General features: G+C 46.5%; 22 protein-coding genes. 5 read left to right on the forward strand and 17 right to left on the reverse strand.

From position 1 onward, the window contains the following. Positions 1–53 precede the first annotated feature (53 nt). The 17 genes from flhB to BTA35_RS03530 all read right to left on the reverse strand — a co-directional run bounded on the left by flhB (position 54) and on the right by BTA35_RS03530 (position 15,990). Positions 54–1,190 (reverse strand): flagellar biosynthesis protein FlhB, encoded by a 1,137-nt coding sequence (flhB, locus tag BTA35_RS03450; RefSeq protein ID WP_077243003.1) that lies wholly within the window; start codon positions 1,188–1,190, stop codon positions 54–56. Then, positions 1,190–1,975, reverse strand: coding sequence for a flagellar biosynthetic protein FliR (gene fliR / locus BTA35_RS03455; RefSeq protein ID WP_103989654.1), 786 nt, complete (start codon positions 1,973–1,975; stop codon positions 1,190–1,192). The genes flhB and fliR overlap by 1 nt, the downstream gene beginning before the upstream one ends. A 3-nt stretch (positions 1,976–1,978) precedes the next feature. Then, on the reverse strand, positions 1,979–2,248 hold the full coding sequence (fliQ, locus tag BTA35_RS03460) for a flagellar biosynthesis protein FliQ (RefSeq protein ID WP_077243004.1): 270 nt from the start codon (positions 2,246–2,248) through the stop codon (positions 1,979–1,981). A 2-nt stretch (positions 2,249–2,250) separates the two neighbouring features. Beyond that, on the reverse strand, positions 2,251–2,994 hold the full coding sequence (gene fliP, locus BTA35_RS03465; RefSeq protein ID WP_077243005.1) for a flagellar type III secretion system pore protein FliP: 744 nt from the start codon (positions 2,992–2,994) through the stop codon (positions 2,251–2,253). Next, positions 2,994–3,530, reverse strand: coding sequence for a flagellar biosynthetic protein FliO (fliO, locus tag BTA35_RS03470; protein ID WP_077243006.1), 537 nt, complete (start codon positions 3,528–3,530; stop codon positions 2,994–2,996). Before fliO ends, fliP begins: the two co-directional genes overlap by 1 nt. Then, positions 3,530–4,054: a flagellar motor switch protein FliN gene (gene fliN / locus BTA35_RS03475; protein ID WP_103989655.1), complete on the reverse strand. Its 525-nt coding sequence runs from the start codon at positions 4,052–4,054 to the stop codon at positions 3,530–3,532. Before fliN ends, fliO begins: the two co-directional genes overlap by 1 nt. 21 nt (positions 4,055–4,075) lie before the next feature. Next, positions 4,076–5,047, reverse strand: a complete 972-nt coding sequence (gene fliM / locus BTA35_RS03480; RefSeq protein WP_077243007.1) for a flagellar motor switch protein FliM — start codon at positions 5,045–5,047, stop codon at positions 4,076–4,078. A gap of 14 nt (positions 5,048–5,061) precedes the next feature. After that, on the reverse strand, positions 5,062–5,562 hold the full coding sequence (locus BTA35_RS03485) for a flagellar basal body-associated FliL family protein (protein ID WP_077243008.1): 501 nt from the start codon (positions 5,560–5,562) through the stop codon (positions 5,062–5,064). Between the two features lie 77 nt (positions 5,563–5,639). After that, complete coding sequence (locus tag BTA35_RS03490) at positions 5,640–7,382, reverse strand: flagellar hook-length control protein FliK (RefSeq protein WP_077243009.1); 1,743 nt, start codon at positions 7,380–7,382, stop codon at positions 5,640–5,642. Between the two features lie 54 nt (positions 7,383–7,436). Further along, entirely contained in the window at positions 7,437–7,889 is a 453-nt protein-coding gene (gene fliJ, locus BTA35_RS03495) for a flagellar export protein FliJ (protein ID WP_077243010.1), read from the reverse strand. Next, complete coding sequence (gene fliI / locus BTA35_RS03500; protein WP_077243011.1) at positions 7,889–9,259, reverse strand: flagellar protein export ATPase FliI; 1,371 nt, start codon at positions 9,257–9,259, stop codon at positions 7,889–7,891. Before fliI ends, fliJ begins: the two co-directional genes overlap by 1 nt. Positions 9,260–9,285: 26 nt before the next feature. Beyond that, positions 9,286–10,146 (reverse strand): flagellar assembly protein FliH, encoded by an 861-nt coding sequence (locus BTA35_RS03505; RefSeq protein WP_077243012.1) that lies wholly within the window; start codon positions 10,144–10,146, stop codon positions 9,286–9,288. Between the two features lie 56 nt (positions 10,147–10,202). Next, the gene (fliG, locus tag BTA35_RS03510; RefSeq protein ID WP_077243013.1) at positions 10,203–11,213 is read right to left on the reverse strand and encodes a flagellar motor switch protein FliG; all 1,011 of its coding nucleotides are present in this window, start codon (positions 11,211–11,213) and stop codon (positions 10,203–10,205) included. Further along, entirely contained in the window at positions 11,206–12,942 is a 1,737-nt protein-coding gene (gene fliF, locus BTA35_RS03515) for a flagellar basal-body MS-ring/collar protein FliF (RefSeq protein WP_238377472.1), read from the reverse strand. Before fliF ends, fliG begins: the two co-directional genes overlap by 8 nt. Before the next feature lie 60 nt (positions 12,943–13,002). After that, positions 13,003–13,311, reverse strand: a complete 309-nt coding sequence (gene fliE / locus BTA35_RS03520) for a flagellar hook-basal body complex protein FliE (protein WP_238377473.1) — start codon at positions 13,309–13,311, stop codon at positions 13,003–13,005. 123 nt (positions 13,312–13,434) lie between these two features. Continuing rightward, entirely contained in the window at positions 13,435–14,841 is a 1,407-nt protein-coding gene (locus tag BTA35_RS03525) for a sigma-54-dependent transcriptional regulator (protein WP_077243015.1), read from the reverse strand. Between the two features lie 12 nt (positions 14,842–14,853). Beyond that, positions 14,854–15,990 carry a sensor histidine kinase gene (locus tag BTA35_RS03530; RefSeq protein WP_077243016.1) on the reverse strand — a complete coding sequence of 379 codons (1,137 nt, stop codon included), beginning with the start codon at positions 15,988–15,990 and terminating at the stop codon, positions 14,854–14,856. A 395-nt stretch (positions 15,991–16,385) separates the two neighbouring features. Here BTA35_RS03530 and pseB point away from each other — a divergent pair, with 395 nt between their 5' ends. The 5 genes from pseB to BTA35_RS03560 are packed head-to-tail and all read left to right on the forward strand — an operon-like array spanning position 16,386 to position 20,977. Next, a complete protein-coding gene (pseB, locus tag BTA35_RS03540) occupies positions 16,386–17,384 on the forward strand; it encodes a UDP-N-acetylglucosamine 4,6-dehydratase (inverting) (RefSeq protein ID WP_077243018.1) in 999 nt (332 codons plus the stop codon). Further along, positions 17,384–18,544: a UDP-4-amino-4,6-dideoxy-N-acetyl-beta-L-altrosamine transaminase gene (gene pseC, locus BTA35_RS03545; protein ID WP_077243019.1), complete on the forward strand. Its 1,161-nt coding sequence runs from the start codon at positions 17,384–17,386 to the stop codon at positions 18,542–18,544. The genes pseB and pseC overlap by 1 nt, the downstream gene beginning before the upstream one ends. A 5-nt stretch (positions 18,545–18,549) precedes the next feature. Beyond that, on the forward strand, positions 18,550–19,254 hold the full coding sequence (gene pseF / locus BTA35_RS03550; RefSeq protein WP_077243020.1) for a pseudaminic acid cytidylyltransferase: 705 nt from the start codon (positions 18,550–18,552) through the stop codon (positions 19,252–19,254). Continuing rightward, positions 19,251–20,333, forward strand: coding sequence for a UDP-2,4-diacetamido-2,4,6-trideoxy-beta-L-altropyranose hydrolase (gene pseG, locus BTA35_RS03555; protein WP_077243021.1), 1,083 nt, complete (start codon positions 19,251–19,253; stop codon positions 20,331–20,333). The genes pseF and pseG overlap by 4 nt, the downstream gene beginning before the upstream one ends. Further along, a complete protein-coding gene (locus BTA35_RS03560) occupies positions 20,330–20,977 on the forward strand; it encodes a formyltransferase family protein (protein WP_077243022.1) in 648 nt (215 codons plus the stop codon). Before pseG ends, BTA35_RS03560 begins: the two co-directional genes overlap by 4 nt. The last annotated feature ends 135 nt before the right edge of the window (positions 20,978–21,112 follow it).

Below are 21,112 nucleotides of genomic sequence, written 5' to 3' on the forward strand. Positions count from 1 at the left end.
TGCTACCAACAATACTATAACAGTCAAAGCGTTAAGCAACTGCTTAAATTTCTTTACTTTTTGTACTCAGAAGGTATCTCAGGAGATGGAGCCTTTCCGGGATGACCCGCTTTACCACTCTTAGACTGTTTTAATTGGTAAACATAGGCCAATACCTGGGCAACAGCCATATAAAGTCCTTCGGGTATAACATCGCCAATTTCTGTACTGTAATAAATCGCCCGTGAAAGAGGTGGGATTTGTAACACAGGTATGTCATTTGCCTCTGCTATCTCACGAATCTTCATTGCTAGCTCATCCCCACCTTTGGCCAACAACTCCGGTGCCCCTATTTCACCTGCATCATCGTATTTTAAAGCAACCGCGTAGTGAGTTGGGTTGGTAATAATAACATCAGCCTGCGGCACATCTGACATCATCCTTCGGTTTGCCATCTCCCGTTGCAACTGCCGGATTCGGCCTTTCACCTCAGGTTTACCTTCTGTATTCTTCATCTCATCTTTAACTTCCTGCAACGTCATCCTCATCTTCTCGTTGTACTGATGAAGCTGAAAAGGAACGTCAATAAGAACGATCAGAATTAACGAAGAACTCACCCAGATAGCAACCCATGCCAAAATTTCAACCATCCTGCCAAAGGCGTACTCAGGTGCCATCCAGGCCAGATAAGGTAACTCCATTCGATAAGCTAAAAAAACAAGAACCGCTGAAACGCCAACAACGGAGACCTTAGCAATTGACTTAAAAAGCTCAACCAGAGAGTTGAGTGAAAATAGGCGCTTAATGCCCTCGATAGGGTTCAGGCGACTAAATTTGGGAGCCAGAGCCTTGGTACTGAAGTTCCACCCCCCCAAAGAGATGGGTGCAATAAGCGTCGCCAGAACCAGTACAGCCATTGTAGGCAACATACCCATCAAACTTTCTTTAGCAGAATGCGTCAGATGACGAAACATCCCCTGAGTATCAAACAGATCGACTCTGTCAATAGAAAAATTATACCGAAACACATCTTTTAATGCTTCAGCAATAATAGGCCCCAGTGTTAGCAAAGCAGCCGCTGCAACAAGTGTCAGCAGCATCGTATTCAGGTCTTTTGATCGGGGTACATCCCCTTTCTCGCGAGCCTCCTGAATTCGTTTGGGGGTGGGGTCTTCTGTTTTTTCCTGTCCGTCTTCGTTCTCTTTTGCCATCAGGCCCTCGACTCTATCCAGTCGTTAAGAAACGATAATCCAAATTCAAAGACATTCTCAAAATGAGGCGTCAATGTTGTCAGTCCTATCCAGGCAATCAGCAGGCTAAACGTCATCATAAACGGAAAACCTAATGAGAAAATATTCAACTGAGGTGCGGCTCTGGTCACAATACCCAACCCGGCCTGAACCATAAGCAACGCCGTCACGCCGGGTATAACAATCAGAAATGCGGAAGCAAACATCCATCCCCCCAGGTTGACTAACGCCCAGAAAAACTCCCGATCGATGCCAGAAAAACCGATGGGTATCATACGAAAGCTATCTGCCAGAATCTGAATTAGTGCCAAATGACCATTCATTGTGACAAAAAGCAAATTCGCCCCAATGACAAGAAATTGGGCAACAACAGTCGTATTTACCCCATTAGCCGGATCGGCCATAGAGGCGAAGCCAAGGCCTGCTTGCATTGCATACATCTGCCCTGCCAGTGCAAAAACCTGGTAAACAACCTGAACAACAAAACCAAAAGCAACACCAACCAAAACCTGCTGTGCGATCACCAAAAACGCCTCAAGAGAAATCAGATCAATCTGAGGGACATCCGGCACCATAGGTAAGATAGCCAGGGTTACGACCAGTGAAAGAAGCAGACGGATATTAGAAGGTAAGGTCTGAGAGCCGATCAGAGGCACAGCCATGAAAAAACCGGCCACACGAAAAAAAGGCCAAAGAAAACCAGCCACCCACTGCACGATCATTGCATCCGTGATCTGAGCTGGCATGAATCAACCTATAAGAAAGGGAATATTGGCGTAAAGGCGCGTAGCAAATTCAACCAAAGAACGCACCATCCAGGGACCAGCGATAACAATCGCAAGCAAGGTAGCAAACAAACGAGGCAGGAAGCTCAATGTCTGCTCGTTAATCTGGGTTGCCGCCTGAAACACACTGATAACAAGACCAACAAGTAAACTGGGAACAACCATGACAGCGACGATGAGCATAATCAGAAACATCGCTTCACGCAGAATATCAACAACAACGGAAGGAGTCATAGCTACCCGGCTCCAAAACTTGAGGCCAAAGTCCCCATCACCAGAGCCCAGCCATCAATAAGAACAAAAAGCATAATTTTAAAGGGCAGAGAGATAATAATCGGCGACAGCATCATCATACCCATAGCCATCAAAATACTTGCAATAACAAGGTCGATCACCAGAAAGGGAATAAAAACAATAAACCCGATCTGAAATGCCGTTTTCAATTCACTGGTCATAAAGGCCGGTACAAGCACACTAAAAGGGATATCGTCGGTGGATTTAATAACATCATAACCGGCTATTCTGGCAAAAAGATCTACATGGTCTTCCCGTGTCTGAGCCAGCATAAACTCAGTTACCGGTTGCCGGGCCAACTGAACCGCTTCCAAAGCCGTTACCTCTTCAGCTAAGTATGGCTGCAAAGCATTAACATTAACTTCTTCCCAAACCGGGGTCATAATAAAAAAAGTCAGAAACAATGCGAGGCCAACTAAAATCTGATTTGATGGCGACTGCTGCAAGCCTATCGCCTGGCGCAAAATAGCAAAAACAATAATAATCCGGGTGAATGAGGTCATCATGATCAAAGCTGCCGGAATAAAGGTCAGCGCCGTCATAATGGCCAGAATCTGAATCGTTACCGTATAACTCTGAGAGCCACCCTCCCCGGTAACCAGGGTCAGCGCAGGGATTCCGGGCTCGGCGTAAGCACCCGCACTAAATGACAAACCGAATGTAAGAAGTAATAAAATCCTTAACATCAACCCTTTTCCCTACCCGTTTTAAAGCCTTGCAATATATTTGCAAAACTTGCGTTTTCACCGGTATCTGCAGATAGCTTAATGACGGCATCAGGAAATACATGAAGACACTCTACGCGCTCTGAAGAAATACCGAGCACCATTTGAGTCCCTGCAATATCAACCAACACAAGCCTCTCCTTACCCTCTAAGGGCAAAGTAGATAACACCTGCATATGTTTGGAGCCTACACGACCTGCTCCGGGAGCAAAACGCTTAACCAGCCAAGCCAGTACAAAAATAAGAATGAGGACAATGGCCAGCGACAAGGCAACATCTTCAATACCTGAGGCCGGACTTCCCGTACTATAGCCCACTGTTTTCTCTGAACCGCTAACAGTAGATTCCGCAGAATTCAGTGCTTTCCCGGTATCAGATACAGTTTGAGCCCGCAATTGCGAGCTCAAACCGAAACCCAGAATACCCACCAGCAAAAAGGCATACACCTTCCATTCAGCGATGAATTTATTCTTAAGATTTTGCAAGATAAAAACCATTAACGAAGCTTACGAATACGCTCTGATGGACTCACAACGTCAGTCAGTCGGATACCAAACTTTTCGTTTACCATCACAACCTCACCATGAGCAATAAGAGTGCCATTGACCTTCACATCGAGAGGCTCACCAGCCAAACGATCCAGTTCAATAACAGAGCCCTGGTTCAACTGCAGTAAGTTACGAATCGCAATTTCAGTGCTTCCGACTTCCATCGCAATAGTAACAGGAATATCCATGATGACATCCAGGTTCGGATTATCATCATCCATACTGGCAACACTGTCATCTTCGAGATATTCCAGAGGTGCAGATTCAATATCATCTTCCGTGATATCATTTTCAGATTCCTGCTCCGAAAGGGCGTCCGCCCACTCGTCTTCCCCTGCGCTCTCTGAACCACCTTGCTCATCCATTGCTGAAGCCCAGTCATCTGTTGATTCAGGATCAGCCTGCTCATCCATTGCCGCAGCCCAATCATCACCCATCTCTTCGGGGTTCAGTTCATTATTTTCGTCACTCATAACTCACCGCCAGTCCTGTTGTTATCGCTGCAGCTTAACCTGCTCTACAATTTTTAATGCTAAATTCTCACCGGATCGCCCCAGTTTACACTTGAAGGTCGGGACATTATTTGCAAGAAGGGTTACATTTTCCGGCATTTCAACAGGAATAATATCTCCTGCCTCCAGCCCCATAATCTCGCCCAGGTTGATCTGGCGCTCTACCACCTTAACATTTAAGGGAATGTTCGCTTCCATCACATCCTGGCGCAACGCACGAACCCAACGTTCATCGACATCATCGACATCACTCTGTACACCTGAGTCCAGCTCTTCCCGAACCGGCTCAATCATGGAGTAGGGGATAGTGATATGCATATCACCACCACCACCATCCAGCTCGACATGGAAAGTACTGACTACGACCACCTCACTAGGGCTCACAATGTTTGCCATAGAGGGGTTAACTTCAAAGCCAATATATTCAAAATTAAGTGGTAAAACAGTACTCCAGGCTTCCTTCAGGTCGACAAATACCTGTTCCAGTACTTTTTGCACAATACGAATTTCTGTTGGTGTAAATTCACGCCCTTCGATCTTGGCATGACGGCCATCACCACCAAAAAAGTTATCAACCAGTTTAAAAACCAGCTTCGCATCCAAAACAAAAAGAGCTGATCCCCTTAAGGGCCGCATCTTCACAAGATTAAGACTGGTAGGCACGAATAAAGTATGTACGTACTCACCAAATTTCATAATCTGCACGCCACCAGCTGTCACGTGAGAGCTGCGGCGAAGAAGGTTGAATAAGCTGATTCGTGTATAACGTGCAAAACGCTCGTTAATCATCTCAAGCGTAGGCATCCGCCCACGTACAATACGATCCTGACTGGTAATATCATATGACTGGACATCACTGCCATCAGCGTCATCATCTGCGCCGGCTGGTAGTTCGTCATCCTCTACACCATGCAGAAGGACGTCAATTTCGTCTTGAGAAAGTAAGTCCTGCATAAAAAAGTCCGTCCTTACTGCATAACCAAGTTCGTAAACAGAACCTGATCAATTGTTTCACCATTACCATATTTTGCCAGAACATCCTGAACAGCCTGTGTAGCTGCCTGGCGCATCTCTTCCTTACCTTCAGGGGTTTGGATGCTTTCAAAGTCCTGCTTGGCAAATAGCTGGTTCAAATTATTGCGAATAACAGGTGCATGCTGAGAGACCTGAGCTACAGCATCTTCAGTCTGAGCCTTCACTGCAACATAAACCTGCATAAAACGCTGTTTTCTACCGGCATTAAAGTTAATCACAAATGCAGGCTCCATTTCATAATATACAGAATTGCTAGGAGTGATTTGAGGCCCTGATGGAGCACTTACCTGTTCAACAGCACCACCCAAACCCGGAACCTTGCCTAAGAAAAACAGCGTTCCGCCAACAGCCGCAGCAATAGAAAGCAAGACAACAGTAACAATAATGATGATTGTTTTTTTATTGCTTTTCTTCTGTTCGTTTAAGTCTTCCATTCCAAGCCTCTTGCTTTCAATTGATTAATGCCCATATAAAATTAATGAACTAATTACGACTGAGGATAATGCAAGCCCTAAGCAAAGTAGTCAACCAGTCCTAAAGCTGATTGCTGTTTACTACTAAGCAGAGCATCCTCCTGGGTCTCGTCATCACCGCCAACAGAGCCACGATTACCGCCGGATGCGGTATCAGAAGAAGCAAAAGAGTCATCCGGGCGCTCGGATAATGATTGATCAGAAACATCAACCTGCCCCAGATTTATCCCTGCACTCTCCATCATCTCACGCAGCCGACTCACTTGGGCTTCAAGTGCTTCCCTTACACCAGAATTAGAGCTATGGAACTGAATTGTTGTGGTATCTCCCGACACACGAACACGAACCTCAAGACTCCCGAGGTCTGGTGGATCTAAGCGAATTTCTGCGGTCTGTATTCCCTTTGAACGCATCATCATAATGCGTTCATTCAGAGCTTCAGTGGCTCCTGGTTGCCCTGGCAATCCTCTCAGAACAGGTAATTGCGGCAAATTCTGAGTAGCGACTGAAACCCCGGCTCGTTGAGCTAAACCCTGTAAACTCTCTGCTCCGGAGACAGCGCCTGAACCGGCTGCAGCTAAGGATAAGCCTTGCCCGACACTACTTCCCATCCCATCTTTTAGAACCAAACCTGCAAACCCTGAAATTTTTCCAGAGTTCTCACTTCCTTTTTGAGTCAGCAGTTGTTCAAAAAGTTTATCTTTGTCAAAACCTGACTCGGCATCCTTTCCTGCCCCCTGCTCCTGAAGCAGCTGGCTAACAAGGCGTCCAGCCTCCTGAACAGCAGTACCTTCTGCTTTCAGAACGTCAGCAAACCTTGGGGCAGACGTTTGATTGGTGCGAGAATCAAATGTCGCTGCAAGGCGAGCAATAATATCAGCCCCCCCCATCTCTTTAAGGTAAGCACTGAATTCAGTATTACTTTGTACAAGCTGCTGAAGTAGCGCAATCAATTCTTCCGGATCGCTCAAAAGCTGATCAAACTCTGACGATGACAGGATTTCATTCTTCTCCAGAAAATCCCTGATGTCATCTAAAGATACTCCCTCAGCATCCAAAGTCTGTTCCAGCTTGGACAGTAATACCGAAGCATCCAAATCACCTTTTTGGATATCTTGTATTAATTGATCCAGGCCTGCTTCTTCGATTGACAAGGTATTGGGTAGCTCTGAAACAGTAGCATCAACAGAGTCGTCCATCGCACCTGAATCTGTCTCAGATTCAGACAGCAGCTTAAGCGTTAAATCATCTGCAGTATCTTGCTCTTGCTCTTGCTCTACGACCTCAGTTTCTGCACCGTCTTTCGGGCTCGAAGCAGTGACCGCATCCTCATCAGCTGTGTCATTCTCAGCAGTAGTGCTTCTATCAGAAGAATGATTATCAGCTGATGACTGTTTATCATCAGATAGCGCACTTTCCTCAGAAGAGTCCTCCCCATTCGATGAGGCACCACTATCTGAAGCTTTATTTTCATTTACATCAGATGCCTGCCCTGATGCCACCTTGGACTGAGGTGCTTTATCGGAGGTAGACCAAGCATCCTTTTCAGGAATCTCTTTGCCGTTTTGCGGAACAGACTTGCCATTATCTTCTGCTTTACTGCTAGCAACATCCTGTTTAGAAAGCGTTTCATTCCCTGAGGCCTGAGGCACGGCAGCAGACGCACTCTTTAAGGCAACATCAAACATAGCCTGGTTAGTACTATTTTGATTCCGCTTAATACCAGCGGAGCCTGAGGCGGGTAGTAGATCAAGAACTGACTGTGACTGACTGACACCCATGTTGTAACCTCTCTATTTAATTCTAAAGAAGATACAGCAAAGACCATGCCATAGTCATTTGTCAGAATACTTTCTTCTAAGATATGCCAGAGCTGCAAACTCATCCAAGGCCTTTTGCTCTAGCTTGTCAGCTTCTGCAGCTTCCTGTGCTTCAGCCCTTTCAACCAGGCTTTCAAACGCCCTCAGCTTACCCCGAGCTTTAAACCAATACTGCTGAACCTGATCAACCTGCTGTTCCAGCTCGGCGATATGGCCAACTTGCTGGTTAGCGGCATGGCTGAGCTTATCCATGAAGCCAAAGTAGGTACGCAAAGTAGCGCCATTAATCCCGGTGCGGCCTGTTTCAATAATCTTCTCATGATATTCCAACTCATACTCAAGCAGTTGTTTTTGCTTAAGCTCTTCATTAGAAACCTTCGTATTCAGATAACCAAGAGCATTAACAGCATCCCGCTCCTTTTTTTCGGCCATTGTCATAATATTTTTTAGGCGTTCTGAGCGTTTCATTAACCGGCCCCTTGAGCCTGTTCAGCAGTCGCGCCGGAAGGCGCCATATTCAGCGCTTGGTACATCTGCTGATAGCTTGAAACAATATCAACATTGTCTTTCAATCCCTGCTGCAGGAATTGCTTAATACCAGGCATTAACGCGATGGCCTGATCAATAGCCGGATCAGCCCCGGAGCTATAAGCCCCTACACTGATCAGATCTTTATTCTGCTGATAAAGCGCATAGAGCTGCTTAACGGAGTAAGCCAATTTTAAGTGATCACCCGAAACAACCTGAGGCATGACACGACTAATGGAAGCCTCTACATCGATGGCAGGGTAATGCCCTTCTTCAGCCAGGCGCCGGGACAGTACAATATGACCGTCTAAAATAGCTCGCGTGGCATCAGCGATTGGATCCTGCTGATCATCACCTTCAGTTAAAACTGTATAAAAAGCTGTAATCGAGCCGCCCGTACCTTCATTTCCGTTACCCGCACGCTCAACCAACTGAGGAATTTTAGCAAACACCGAGGGCGGATAACCCTTGGTAGCTGGCGGCTCACCAACAGCCAGAGCAATTTCACGTTGCGCCTGTGCAAAACGAGTCAGTGAATCCATGAGTAAAAGAACTTTCTTACCCTGATCGCGAAAATACTCCGCAACGCTTGTCGTCAACATGGCGGCCCGCAGGCGCATCAAAGGAGCATCATCAGCAGGCGACGCTACAACTACAGAGCGAGCCATCCCTTCCTGCCCCAGAATCTCCTCAATAAACTCTTTTACCTCTCGTCCACGCTCGCCAACCAGGCCTACAACAATAATGTCAGCCTCAGTAAACCGGGTCATCATCCCCAGCAACATACTTTTACCAACACCACTGCCTGCAAACAGACCGATTCGCTGCCCCTGACCAACTGTAAAAAGCGCATTAATCGCTTTTATGCCGACATCAAGTGTCTCTTTAATAGGTTTTCGGGCAAGGGGGTTGATGATTTTCCCATGCAGGCTTGTCGTATCTTTAGCAGCAATCGGCCCCCGACCATCCAATGGCTCGCCAATACCATTCAGAACCCGCCCCAACAGTCCTGGACCAACAGGGATATTCAACGCTTTTTCATTCGGTGTTACACGTCCACCAGGCTTGAGTCCTTCAGCCATCCCAACCGGCATTAAAAAAGTTCGATCAGAAGAAAAGCCCACAACCTCAGCTTCAACAAAGCCTCCATCAGCGGTTTCAACATTACAGTAGCTGCCGACGGGCATATCACAACCAACAGCCTCAAGAGTCAACCCAACCATACGCACCAGACGACCTTCGGTCCGAATACGAGGCTGAAGTTTTTTCTCTGGCTTATACTGGCTAAGCCTTTTTGCCAAATTATCCATTGATTATTCTCGCTGGCTGCTGAAAGTTACTCTGTTGGGGGCGACCCGGGCTCTGAGGGTTCATCATGTTCCTCAGCTGAAACCTCAGGCTGAGCTACAGAAGACACTGAAGCATAACGTTCCGCAACAACCTGGGTCAGAAGGTCCTCTAAGCGAGTCTCTACACTGCTATCAATCAGAGAACTAAGAGTCTCAACCCGACATCCACCTCTGGAAACACTTTCATCAGAAAAGACCTGCCAGGGGTCGATTTGGCGGCTGGCCTGCTCATGAGAAACCTCATAATCATCGGGATTAACAAAAACACGAATACGGTCACTGTTTCTCGGTAGTGCTGATAAGGAGTCCTGTATAATCTGAGTAACGACAGATGAATCAATACTTAGCTCTTTATGCGTCATAATAGTCACGAGATGCGTAACAAGATCATACAGAACAGATTCTAATTCTTCGTGTTGTACCGCTATAGGTTCATGCAGAAGTGCAAGAATACTGTTTAACCGAGAGAGAACATCATTGACCTCCCGCTCGCCTTGCTGCAGACCATCCGCATAGCCTTTATCAGAACCTTCCTCATAGCCCTCAGCCTTACCCTTGAGAAAACCATCTTCCCGCCCCCGTTCAAAACCATCATGACGCCCTTGCTCCATACCCTCAGCATAGGCTGCGTCATAAGCTTCTTTTCGGATCGCCTCGACTTCCTCAAGCGTTGGCAGCTGAATTTCTTCCTCAACCTCTTCTTCAGCTACTTCTGCATCTACGATTTCATCAGAGATTTTTCCCCGCCCCAAACTACGAAGGGAGACACCAGTAAGATCTGGCATCTCCCAACGTTCAAAGGCTTCAATCTCTTCACTCGACCATAAGTGTCGTTTATCCAGAGACATATTTCCCACTCATATAAAAGTAATAATGAGGTATCAGATTCCTCACAAAGTAAGGTCTACACCATCTGGTCAGCGCCGCCGCCCAACGTAATCTCGCCGTCTTCGGCCAGACGCCTGGCAATCGCAAGAATTTCTTTCTGGGATTGCTCAACCTCACTCACACGAACAGGGCCTTTGGCCTCAAGGTCATCACGTAGCAACTCACTGGCTCGTTTAGACATATTCTTAAAGATTTTCTCCTGCACCCTTGTATCAGCACCTTTAAGCGCCAGTACCAGGCTATCCGGATTAACTTCACGAAGCAGAACCTGGATATCACGGTCATCAATATCCACCAGGTTATCGAAGACAAACATCAGGTCTTCAATTTCCTCACCCAGCTGCTCATCCACTTCCTTGATTGCTTCCATGAGTTCACCTTCAAGGGCGCTTTCAAGGTTGTTCATGATATTAGCAGCGACCTTAACACCACCCATGCTCGTGGTCTGGGTACCCGTGCTACCAGAGAACTGCTTCTCAAGAATATCATTCAGCTCCTGCAGAGCCTGAGGCTGAACAGACTCCAATGAAGCCACGCGCAAGATCACATCCAGCCGAACCTTGGAGTCGAAAAAAGATAGCACTTCAGCAGATTGGTCAGAATCAAGATATGACAGAACAATAGCCTGAATCTGAGGGTGCTCATACCGAATAATATCGGCAATCGCTCTCGGTTCCATCCACTTCAGGGTATCAAGCCCTGTCGTATTACCGCCAAGCAGAATACGATCAATAAGGCCATTTGCCTTATCCTCACCAAGTGCTTCGGTCAACATACGGCGGATATAGCTGTCTGCACCAACACCAAGCCCTGTCACATTACCGGCAGAATCCAGAAACTCAGATAAAACCTCTTCAACCTGGTCTTTTGACACATGCTGCATCTGCGACATCGCCATACCAACTTTCTGAACCTCTTTAGGGCCCATATGGCGCAAAATCTGAGCTGCATCAGACTCACCTAGAGTCATCAAAAGGATCGCCGCCCGCTGGACAGAACTCAAGCTCTGATAATCTTCATCACTCATCTGAAATTACCCATTGTCTAACCACCTGAGCCACACGCCCCGGGTCTTCTGCAATCATTGCACGAATAGCGTTCAGCTGACGCTCATAAGCTTCATTCGGCCCTGCAAGCAACGGATCATCCGCAGCAGACAGAGTGACCTGATCATCGCCTAGGTCTTCCAGAGGTGTCAGCATCTCATCTTCAGCATCAGCGCCATCATTGGCATCACGAGCAGTAGCAAGATTCCTGAGGATAGGACGCAAAACACCAAAGATCAGAATAAGAACAAAGAGGCCTGCCAGCACCTGTTTGGCGATTTCCCAGAACCAAGGTTCCTGATAGAAAGGGAGCTTCTCAATCATATCCCCACCGCCATCAGCAAACGGTGAGTTAACAACATTAACACTATCGCCACGCAATGCATTAAAGCCGACAGCATCCCGAACCAACACTTCGAGCCGCTTCAGTTCATTCTCATCCCAGGCACGGCGGACAACTTCACCGCTATCAGGCTCTCGGATAATAATATCGTCGACAACAACCGCCACTGTCAGCCTGTCTACACGCCCTAAATTATTACGGGAGTAACTTACCGTCCGGTCCAGTTCAAAATTCCGTGTAGCCTGTTTACGGCTGTTAAGTGGTGAGCCACCTATAGGATTACCATTCTGATCAAAAGCTTGCTCAGGTACATCTGTAGGGGTCGGAGGCTGATTAGAAAGGGCTCCGGGAATCCCGCCCTGATTCATATCACCAACCCGCTGCTCATTCAAAACCTGTTCGCTACGCAAGGCGGGCAAATCAGGGTTATAGATCTCTTCAGTTTGCTCCGTCTCGGTAAAGTCGACCTCGGCAGAGACTGCAGCCTGATAGCGCCCAGCACCGAGCACAGGTTCCAGGATGCTACGAACACGCTCAGTCAACACACGCTCAAGCTTACGAGAGTACTCAAACTGCCGTTGAATCTGTTTGTCAGACTCTTTCGTCTCGGTCTGAGACAGTAACCGGCCACGCTGATCAACAATAGTAACGTCTTTGGGGTCAAGCTCTGCAATACTGGTAGCCACAAGATTCACAATGGCATTAGCCTGACTTGAATCGAGTGCAGCACCACTATGCAGATTCAGAAATACAGAGGCAGATGGTTTGCGATAATCTCGCACAAAAACAGATTGCTTAGGCATTGCCAAATGAACACGTGCGCCGCGAACAGGCTGTAGACTGGAAATCGTTCGTGCCAATTCGCCTTCTATACTACGACGATAACGGGCAGACTCCATAAACTGGCTGGTGCCCAACCCCTGCTCTTGGTCAAGCAACTCGTAACCGACTGTATTGCTACCAGCCACATCAGAAGCTGCAATTTTCATACGAGCTTCATAAATGCGATCAGAAAGCACGAGCAAGGCACCCGACTTAGGATCAACTTTATAATTGATACCGTTTCGCTCAAGAATATCGACAACAGCAGGTGAATCATACTCACCAATACTGCTCAGCAAGGGACGATAGTCCTCTTCCTGCGACCAGAGAACAATAGCAAAGCCTATGGCTATACTTGCAGCAAAACCCGCAAGCAACCCTAACTGACGAAGCATATCAAGGCTGTTAAACCCATCCATAACCCCATTGATTCCACCTCGGCCTTTTGACTTATCTGTCGTTACCTGAGGCTCTGTCATCTGGTCTTGCGCTGCACCCGGAGTCTCAGTAACTCCAGTATTTGCATCAGCAGAAGAGTTATCCATTCATCAAGTTCCTAGTCCAATTTCGCCCTAAAATGAGGACTCAAATATTCAAATTTTGAATTATAATGGCATGCGCATGATTTCTTGATAAGCGGACACCAGCTTATTACGCACCTGGCTCATAGCCTCAAATGCTACTGTCGACTTCTGGGAAGCAATCATTACCTGAGTAATATCTACTTCAGGATCCCCCATTTCGTATGACTCCCGCAAAGCGCTGGCCGTCTTTTGCGTCTCATTAACCTTATCGATAGCAGCTTTCAGCATTTCTGAAAAATCAGGAGCCCCTGCAGCGTTTACAGACTTGCCATCTTCTAAGGGCTTGACGGCAGGCGCAACACGGCTTGCCTGATGTATTTCAGATTGCATAGACCGAATCTGATCCAGCACACCTGATATATCAGCTCTATCCACCATGGTTCACCTCATACTGTTAACTAAGATCGTATTCAATTCTATAACTTAACGCCGGCCTATTACCAGCGTAATGAATTATGCAATTTCGATCTCTCTTTCAACATCTATGCCACTATCCCTCATCTTGGCCAATTTATAGCGCAATGTCCGGGGGCTGATACCTAATTGTTCCGCAGCTTTATTCTTACGGCCTCTGCATTCGCGCAACACAGCAATAATCATTTCAAACTCTTTCATTTGCAGATCGTCACCCAAACGACCAGAGATGACAGATGGCGCGAGTGCTTCGACAGATGCCAGTGAAGTATCTTTCTCAGGTACCAGCGAATCAAGGCAAACATTATCCGCCAGGGCCGTCGGTTCTATGCAAAGATCTGCCGCATAGACAGTATCACCCACCTGAAGAATAAGTGCGCGCTGTACAACATTTTCCAGCTCACGCACATTACCTGGCCAGGAGTACCCCTCCAGCGCTGACTTGGCATCATCTGAGAGAGTAACGACTGAGCGGTTCATTTTACCAGCATGCTTAGCGAACAGCTTTTCTGCCAGCGGAACGATATCAGCGACCCTCTCCCGTAACGGTACAATATTCACTGGAAATACATTCAAACGGTAATAAAGATCTTCCCTGAATCGCCCCTCTGAAATAAACTCATGCATATTCCGGTTAGTCGTTGCAATGACACGAACATCCAGCTTTATAACCTTTCGTCCGCCGACCCGCTCTACTTCCTGCTCCTGAAGCACCCTCAGTAACTTAGACTGAAGGTCAATCGCCATTTCAGATATCTCATCAAGAAGTAATGTACCGCCATTCGCCTGTTCAAATTTACCTGGAGCACTGGTATGAGCCCCTGTAAAAGCCCCCTTTTCGTGACCAAAAAGCGTAGCCTCCAGCATTGTTTCGGGGATTGCAGCACAATTTATGGCAACAAATGGCTTATCACGACGCTGAGAATGACGGTGTATATACTGAGCAATCACCTCTTTACCTGATCCACTTTCACCTGCAATCAGAACCGTAGAATCTGTGACCGCAACTCTTTTTGCCAGCCCAAACGCCTGACGGCTTTTCTCGCTTACCATAATAGGTTCATCGGGCGAGACTGAAACCACCTTCGAACAGTACTTACCGACCAGCTCCACCAGCTTCTCCGGTTCAAATGGCTTCACCAGGTAATCAACCGCACCTTGCCTCATGGCATCAACTGCGTCAGAAATAGAACCATAGGCCGTGATCATTAAAAAACTTAACCCAGGGTACTTATTAACTACATGATCCAGCAGTTGATGACCGTCAATACCAGGCATATTGACATCTGAAACAACCATATCAAAAGTATCTTTAGATAGCTTTACAATGGCCGCCTCACCGCAATCAGCATCAACGACCTCGTAGCCTGCTAACTCTAACGTATCGACCAAAGCCTCACGAAGAGCCGCATCATCCTCAACAACTAATAGCTTTCCATTATGCATAATAACTATCCGCTAACGCCCTAAGACCGGCAAAGATATAACAAAGCAACACCCGCCCCCGAGCGGGGAGTCGACACTTAACTGCCCTTTATGAGCATTAACAACAGACTGGACAATCGATAAACCAAGCCCCGTCCCCTGACTCTTAGTTGTAAAGAAAGGCTCAAGGACTTTATCCAATTGCTCCTGCGGGATACCCGGACCATCATCCTTAACATCCACTGACAAAGTATTCACTGTCGCCAAAGATAAGGAGACAACAATCTTCCCGGCTCCTGCCTGTACAGCGTTATTCACCAGGTTCAGAATAGCGCCCGAAAGAGAATCAAGGTGACCTAAGAGATCTGCATCTACATCAGAAGCCACCTGAACGTCGACTCCTGTAGCCATTTTTATACTCTCAGTTTCAGACCTGACAGAGTTCACCAGAGATTCAACAGAGAAAGGCTCTGCAACTGTGCTGCCTCCACGAGCAAACTGGAGCATATCACCAATTTGTTGCTCAAGATTCTGTAAACGATCAACCAGCTTCGCCGAGAACTTCTCCCTTTTATCTTCCGGCAATGATCCCGACTGCAAATGCCCAGCATAGAGCATTGCTGCGGAAAGAGGCGTACGAATCTGATGAGCGAGCGAAGCAACCATGCGTCCCATTTCTGTTAGCCGCTCTCCCCGGCTTACCTGCTCCTGAAGCCGGCGGGTTTCAGTCATATCATTAATGACAATCATCTGCCCGGGTTCTTTCTCTAAGGAACGAGTGGAAATCGAGACCAGTCGCCCATCTTTAAGAGAAATTTCATAGCCATCGTCCTGCCGTGGCGAAAAACAGCGCTCAATAACATCGACCCAGTTATCACCAACAAGCTCTCCTGACAATAAGTCTCTGGCGCTAGGATTTGCGCTTGCGACTCTCCCACTGCCATCAATCACGACAACGCCTACCGGTAGCAAAAACAGCAGATGCTCCAATTTCTCAGCCACCTGCTGTTTCTTCGTCAACTCTTCCGAACGCTGCCTCTTTACGTCTTCCAGCTCCGAGGTAAGCGATACAATCTTTGTCTGAAGCTGATCATATGAAGTTGTTAACTGCTCGGACAGAGCAGAAAATTCAAGAAAAGCAGCCTGTAACTCTTGGGCAGATGCACTCATGCGATACCTTAAGTGTTCTTAATGGCAGAAAAGCCTTGCCTACCATCGATATACTATCAGCTTAAAAAAAGATCTTCTTTTTTTCTTGTTGTGATTTATAAAAACAGATGTAACAGCCTGTTACATCAACGGGTTCTCCGTAACCAAGGATTTTACCACGCCCACCTGACGGCACGTAACAAAAGCCCTCTTGTCCAACCAAGCCAAATTTAAGGTATAGATCCAGACGATACGGGCTAATATATTTAAATAACACTACTTAACCTTTTAACAGCACTATTGCTAGAATCCACAACTAGTCAATTTTTTCACATTAGTTTAGAGTTCTCTTGCTAATGAGAGCAGGAACCAGCTGATATAATTACTTTGCACTCCAGACATTAAGGACATACAAAATGTTTACCGGTCAAACAATCCTCATCACCGGCGGCACAGGCTCTTTCGGTAACACCTTTGTTCCCATGACCCTGGAGAAATACAATCCAAAAAAAATCATCATTTTTTCCCGGGATGAAATGAAGCAATGGGAGATGGCCAAAGGCTATCAAAATGACCCTAGAGTGCGGTTTTTCATTGGAGATGTACGCGACAGAGACCGCCTTTATCGAGCCCTAGATCGTGTTGATTATGTTGTACATGCCGCTGCTACCAAGATCGTACCAACAGCCGAATACAACCCGTTTGAGTGTATAAAAACCAACATCGATGGTGCCATGAATCTGATTGATGCCTGCATCGACAAAAAGGTTAAAGGTGTTGTTGCCCTTTCTACCGATAAAGCGAGTAGCCCAATCAACCTGTATGGAGCTACCAAACTGGCGTCAGATAAACTATTTGTTGCCGGCAACCATTACGCCGGAGGTAAAGGAACTCATTTTTCCGTAGTACGCTACGGTAATGTTATGGGTTCCCGGGGCTCAGTGATTCCATTCTTTATGTCCATCAAGGACAAAGGGGTTTTACCGATCACAGATGACCGTATGACCCGGTTTATGATCTCCCTGGAAGAAGGCGTAGAGTTAGTCTGGCATGCATTTGAAGACATGGTCGGCGGTGAGATCTACGTCAAAAAGATCCCTTCAATGAAAGTAACCGACCTTGCCCGAGTCGTCGCACCTGAAGCCAAGCAGGAAGTCGTTGGCATACGTCCCGGGGAAAAACTTCACGAGCAAATGATCGGCCCTGAAGATGCCTACTTCACCTACGAATATCCTGAACACTACAAAATTCTACCGCAGATAAACAACTGGGATAAGGATTCAAACCGTATCAAAGACGGCAAAAAAGTCCCGGAGGGCTTCGTCTATGCAAGTGATAACAATACAGAATGGATGACGGATGCTGAGCTGCAAAGCTGGATTGAGGCAAATAGAGAGAAAATCGGGAAAATCTGATGATTCCATACGGCAAGCAGGATATTAATCAAGCTGATATTGACTCGGTTCTTGAAGTATTGAATTCCGATTTTCTCACCCAAGGCCCGAAAGTACCGCTATTTGAGCAAACGCTGGCAAAGAAGGTCGGTGCAAAGCATGCACTCGCAACAAACAGTGCTACCAGTGCACTGCACATCGCCTGCTTAGCTCTCGACCTGGGAAAAGATGACTGGCTTTGGACAACACCTGTCACTTTTGTTGCTTCGGCCAATTGCGGTCTTTATTGCGGAGCTCAGGTAGACTTTGTTGATATCGACCCTGACACCTATAACCTCAGCCCTAAAGCACTGGAAGCCAAACTCGTCACAGCCAAGCAGGAAGGAAAGTTACCCAAAGTACTGGTTGCCGTTCACCTCTGTGGACAACCATGCGATATGCAGGCGATTCATACTCTGTCACAACGTTATGGTTTCAAGGTTATTGAAGATGCATCACACGCCGTCGGAGGCCGATATCAGGGCGACTATATCGGTAATAGCCGTTACAGTGACATTACAGTCTTCAGTTTTCACCCGGTAAAAATCATCACCACTGCCGAAGGCGGTATGGCACTGACCAATGATGACCACCTGGCCGAGAAAATGAACCTGTTCCGCAGTCATGGTGTCACAAGAGACCAGACTCTGATGACCCATGAACCGGATGGCCCCTGGTATTATCAACAGGTAACATTAGGTTTTAACTACCGTATGACCGAGCTACAGGCTGCATTAGGTATCAGCCAGTCTCAGCGACTGGATAGCTTTGTTGCACGCCGCCATCAACTTGCTCAGCGCTACAATGAACTATTACAAAACCTACCGCTCACGCTGCCCTGGCAACACCCGGACAGCTACTCAGGCTTGCATCTGTACGTTGTTCGGCTGCAGTTAAGCAAAATCAGCAAAAACCATCGACAAGTATTTGAAGGCCTGCGAGAGAAAGGTATCGGCGTTAACCTGCATTATATCCCGGTGCATACACAACCTTACTATCAGGATATGGGATTCCGTCCGGGAGACTTCCCTGAAGCGGAAAAATACTATAGTGAAGCAATCAGTCTGCCGATGTATCAGGGATTAACAGATCAACAGCAATCAGACGTTGTGTTGGCTTTAAAGGCTCTGCTGGAGGAGTAAAACGAATGCGTCTTGCTATAATTCCTGCCCGCGGTGGTAGTAAACGAATTCCCCGGAAGAATATCAAAGTCTTCGGAAACAAGCCTATGATAGCCTGGTCCATAGAAGCTGCATTAAAAAGCGACTGCTTTGATCGCGTTATCGTCTCAACTGATGATCAGGAAATTGCAAATACTGCACAGAAATACGGTGCAGAAGTGCCCTTTATACGCCCGGCAGAGCTGGCAGATGACTATGCAGGCACGATTCCTGTAATCCGCCACGCCATTGAGCAACTCCAGACTGAAGAACAAACCAAGATCAGTTACGCCTGCTGCATTTATGCAACCGCACCTTTTGTATCCGCACAGGATATCCGATCCGGTTTGGAGTCTATCGAAAAAAGTGCTGCTGACTACGCCTTTACTGTCACCAGCTACCCCTTCCCTATCCAGCGGGCAATAAAGCTCACGGAACAGGGTAGAATTCACATGTTTAACCCTGAGCATTTTACGACCCGCTCTCAGGATCTTGAAGAAGCTTGGCATGACGCCGGGCAATTTTACTGGGGTACAGCCAGCGCCTGGCTTCAGGAAAAACCTCTGTTCGCAGAAGGCTCCATCCCCATAAAGCTTCCGCGTCATAGGGTTCAGGATATTGATACACCAGAAGACTGGCAGCGTGCCGAATGGCTATTCAAAGCGATGCAAGTCAGTCAGGAGGCACCATGAAAGTCGCTTTCCGCACCGATGCTTCCATACAGATCGGTACCGGCCATGTAATGCGCTGCCTGACGCTCGCCACTGAACTGCAGCAGCGTGGACATACCTGTAGCTTTATCTGCCGGGATCATCCGGGGCACCTTGCTGAGTTGATTGCCAGTAAAGGCTTTGCAGTTGAACGGCTCCCCCCTGCAGCCCCTGATACAGAAACCTCTGACCTGAACTGGAATGCTCATGCTTCCTGGTTGGGTGCTTCCTGGCAACAGGATGCGGAACAGACGCGAAGCCTACTTCAAGATCAGCCAGTTGACTGGCTGGTGGTGGATCATTACGCCCTTGACGCACGCTGGGAGCAAGCACTTAAACTCAATTATAAAAAGCTAATGGTGATAGACGATTTAGGTGATAGAGAACATTTAGCTGATTTACTGCTAGAGCAAAACTATGGCTCTACAGCAGAAAAATACCAAGGCTTAGTTCCAGATAACTGTAAAATTTTAGCCGGCACCCAATATGCGTTGTTAAGACCCGAATTTGCCCAATGGCGAGAATATAGTCTTAAACGTCGTAAGAATATATCTGAAATAAATAGTATTTTAATCACGATGGGTGGTGTCGACCCAGATAACTACACAGGTAAAATTCTTGAGCAACTGGCCAAAACTGAACTAAACCCAAAAAACAAAATTACCGTGGTGATGGGCGCAACAGCTCCACACTTAGCCACGGTTAAACAACAAGCCGCCGCGATGCCAGTCACCACTCAAGTAAAAGCCAATGTAAGCAATATGGCAGAACTAATGAGTAATGCAGACCTAGCCATAGGCGCAGCCGGGGCAACTACTTGGGAACGTTGCTGTTTGGGTTTGCCAACCATTCAACTAGTGATTGCAGAAAATCAGCGACAAATAGCCAATGCTTTAGCAAAAGAAAATATGATTATTCTCTTAGAAAAGTTAGAAGTACTACCTAGTTTGGTGGTTGAAGCAAAATCAAGAATTGATGAGTTAAGTCAACTGAGCGCAAGTAGCTGTGATGGTAAGGGTTCACTTAGAATCGGCCGTATTATCCTAGAGGGTGAAAAATGAAAATAGCAATTTTAACTTCACCGGGGCAATGGTTTGAACACTATGCTCAAGTACTGTCTGAAAAACTTAACAACGCCCCTGTATATTTAGATCATAAAGAAATTGGTTCACCTTTTGATGTGGTATTTATTTTAAGCTACCACAAAATAATTGACTCAAACTACCTAGAAAAGCATAAGCACAATATTGTTATCCACGAAAGCGATTTACCCAAAGGAAAGGGTTGGGCACCTTTGTTTTGGCAAGTTTTGGAAGGCAATAAAGAAATTGTTTTTACCATGTTTGAAGCGGCTGACGGTGTAGACAAGGGTGATGTTTACATGAAAAAAACATTACAACTTACTGGTTCAGAACTTAATAAAGAGTTAAGAAAAAAGCAAGCAGAGTTAACCCTACAAATGTGCCAAGAATTTATTAATGAATATGACACTTTCAAGCAGCCAACACCGCAAACTGGGAGTGAAAGCTTTTATCCTAAAAGAACAGCCCAAGACAGCAAGTTAGATGTTAATAAAACGATCAAAGAACAGTTTAATTTATTAAGAATTGTTGATAATAATAGTTATCCTGCCTTTTTTGAACTGGATGATTGCCGTTATCGCTTGACTATTGAACTAGATAACAATAAGGAGGAGGGCAGCTAATTGACTTGGTTGACCTCAACCTTGAAGAAAAGCTAAACATATTGGCAATGAGAAACCACCCTAAGGTGCCTGAATGGATGTACACACAAGAATAAATACAAGCTGAACAGCACTTTAGTTTTATTAAAAGCTTAA

It is taken from the genome of Oceanospirillum linum (genome assembly GCF_001995095.2).
Classification (GTDB): Bacteria; Pseudomonadota; Gammaproteobacteria; order Pseudomonadales; family Halomonadaceae; genus Oceanospirillum; species Oceanospirillum linum.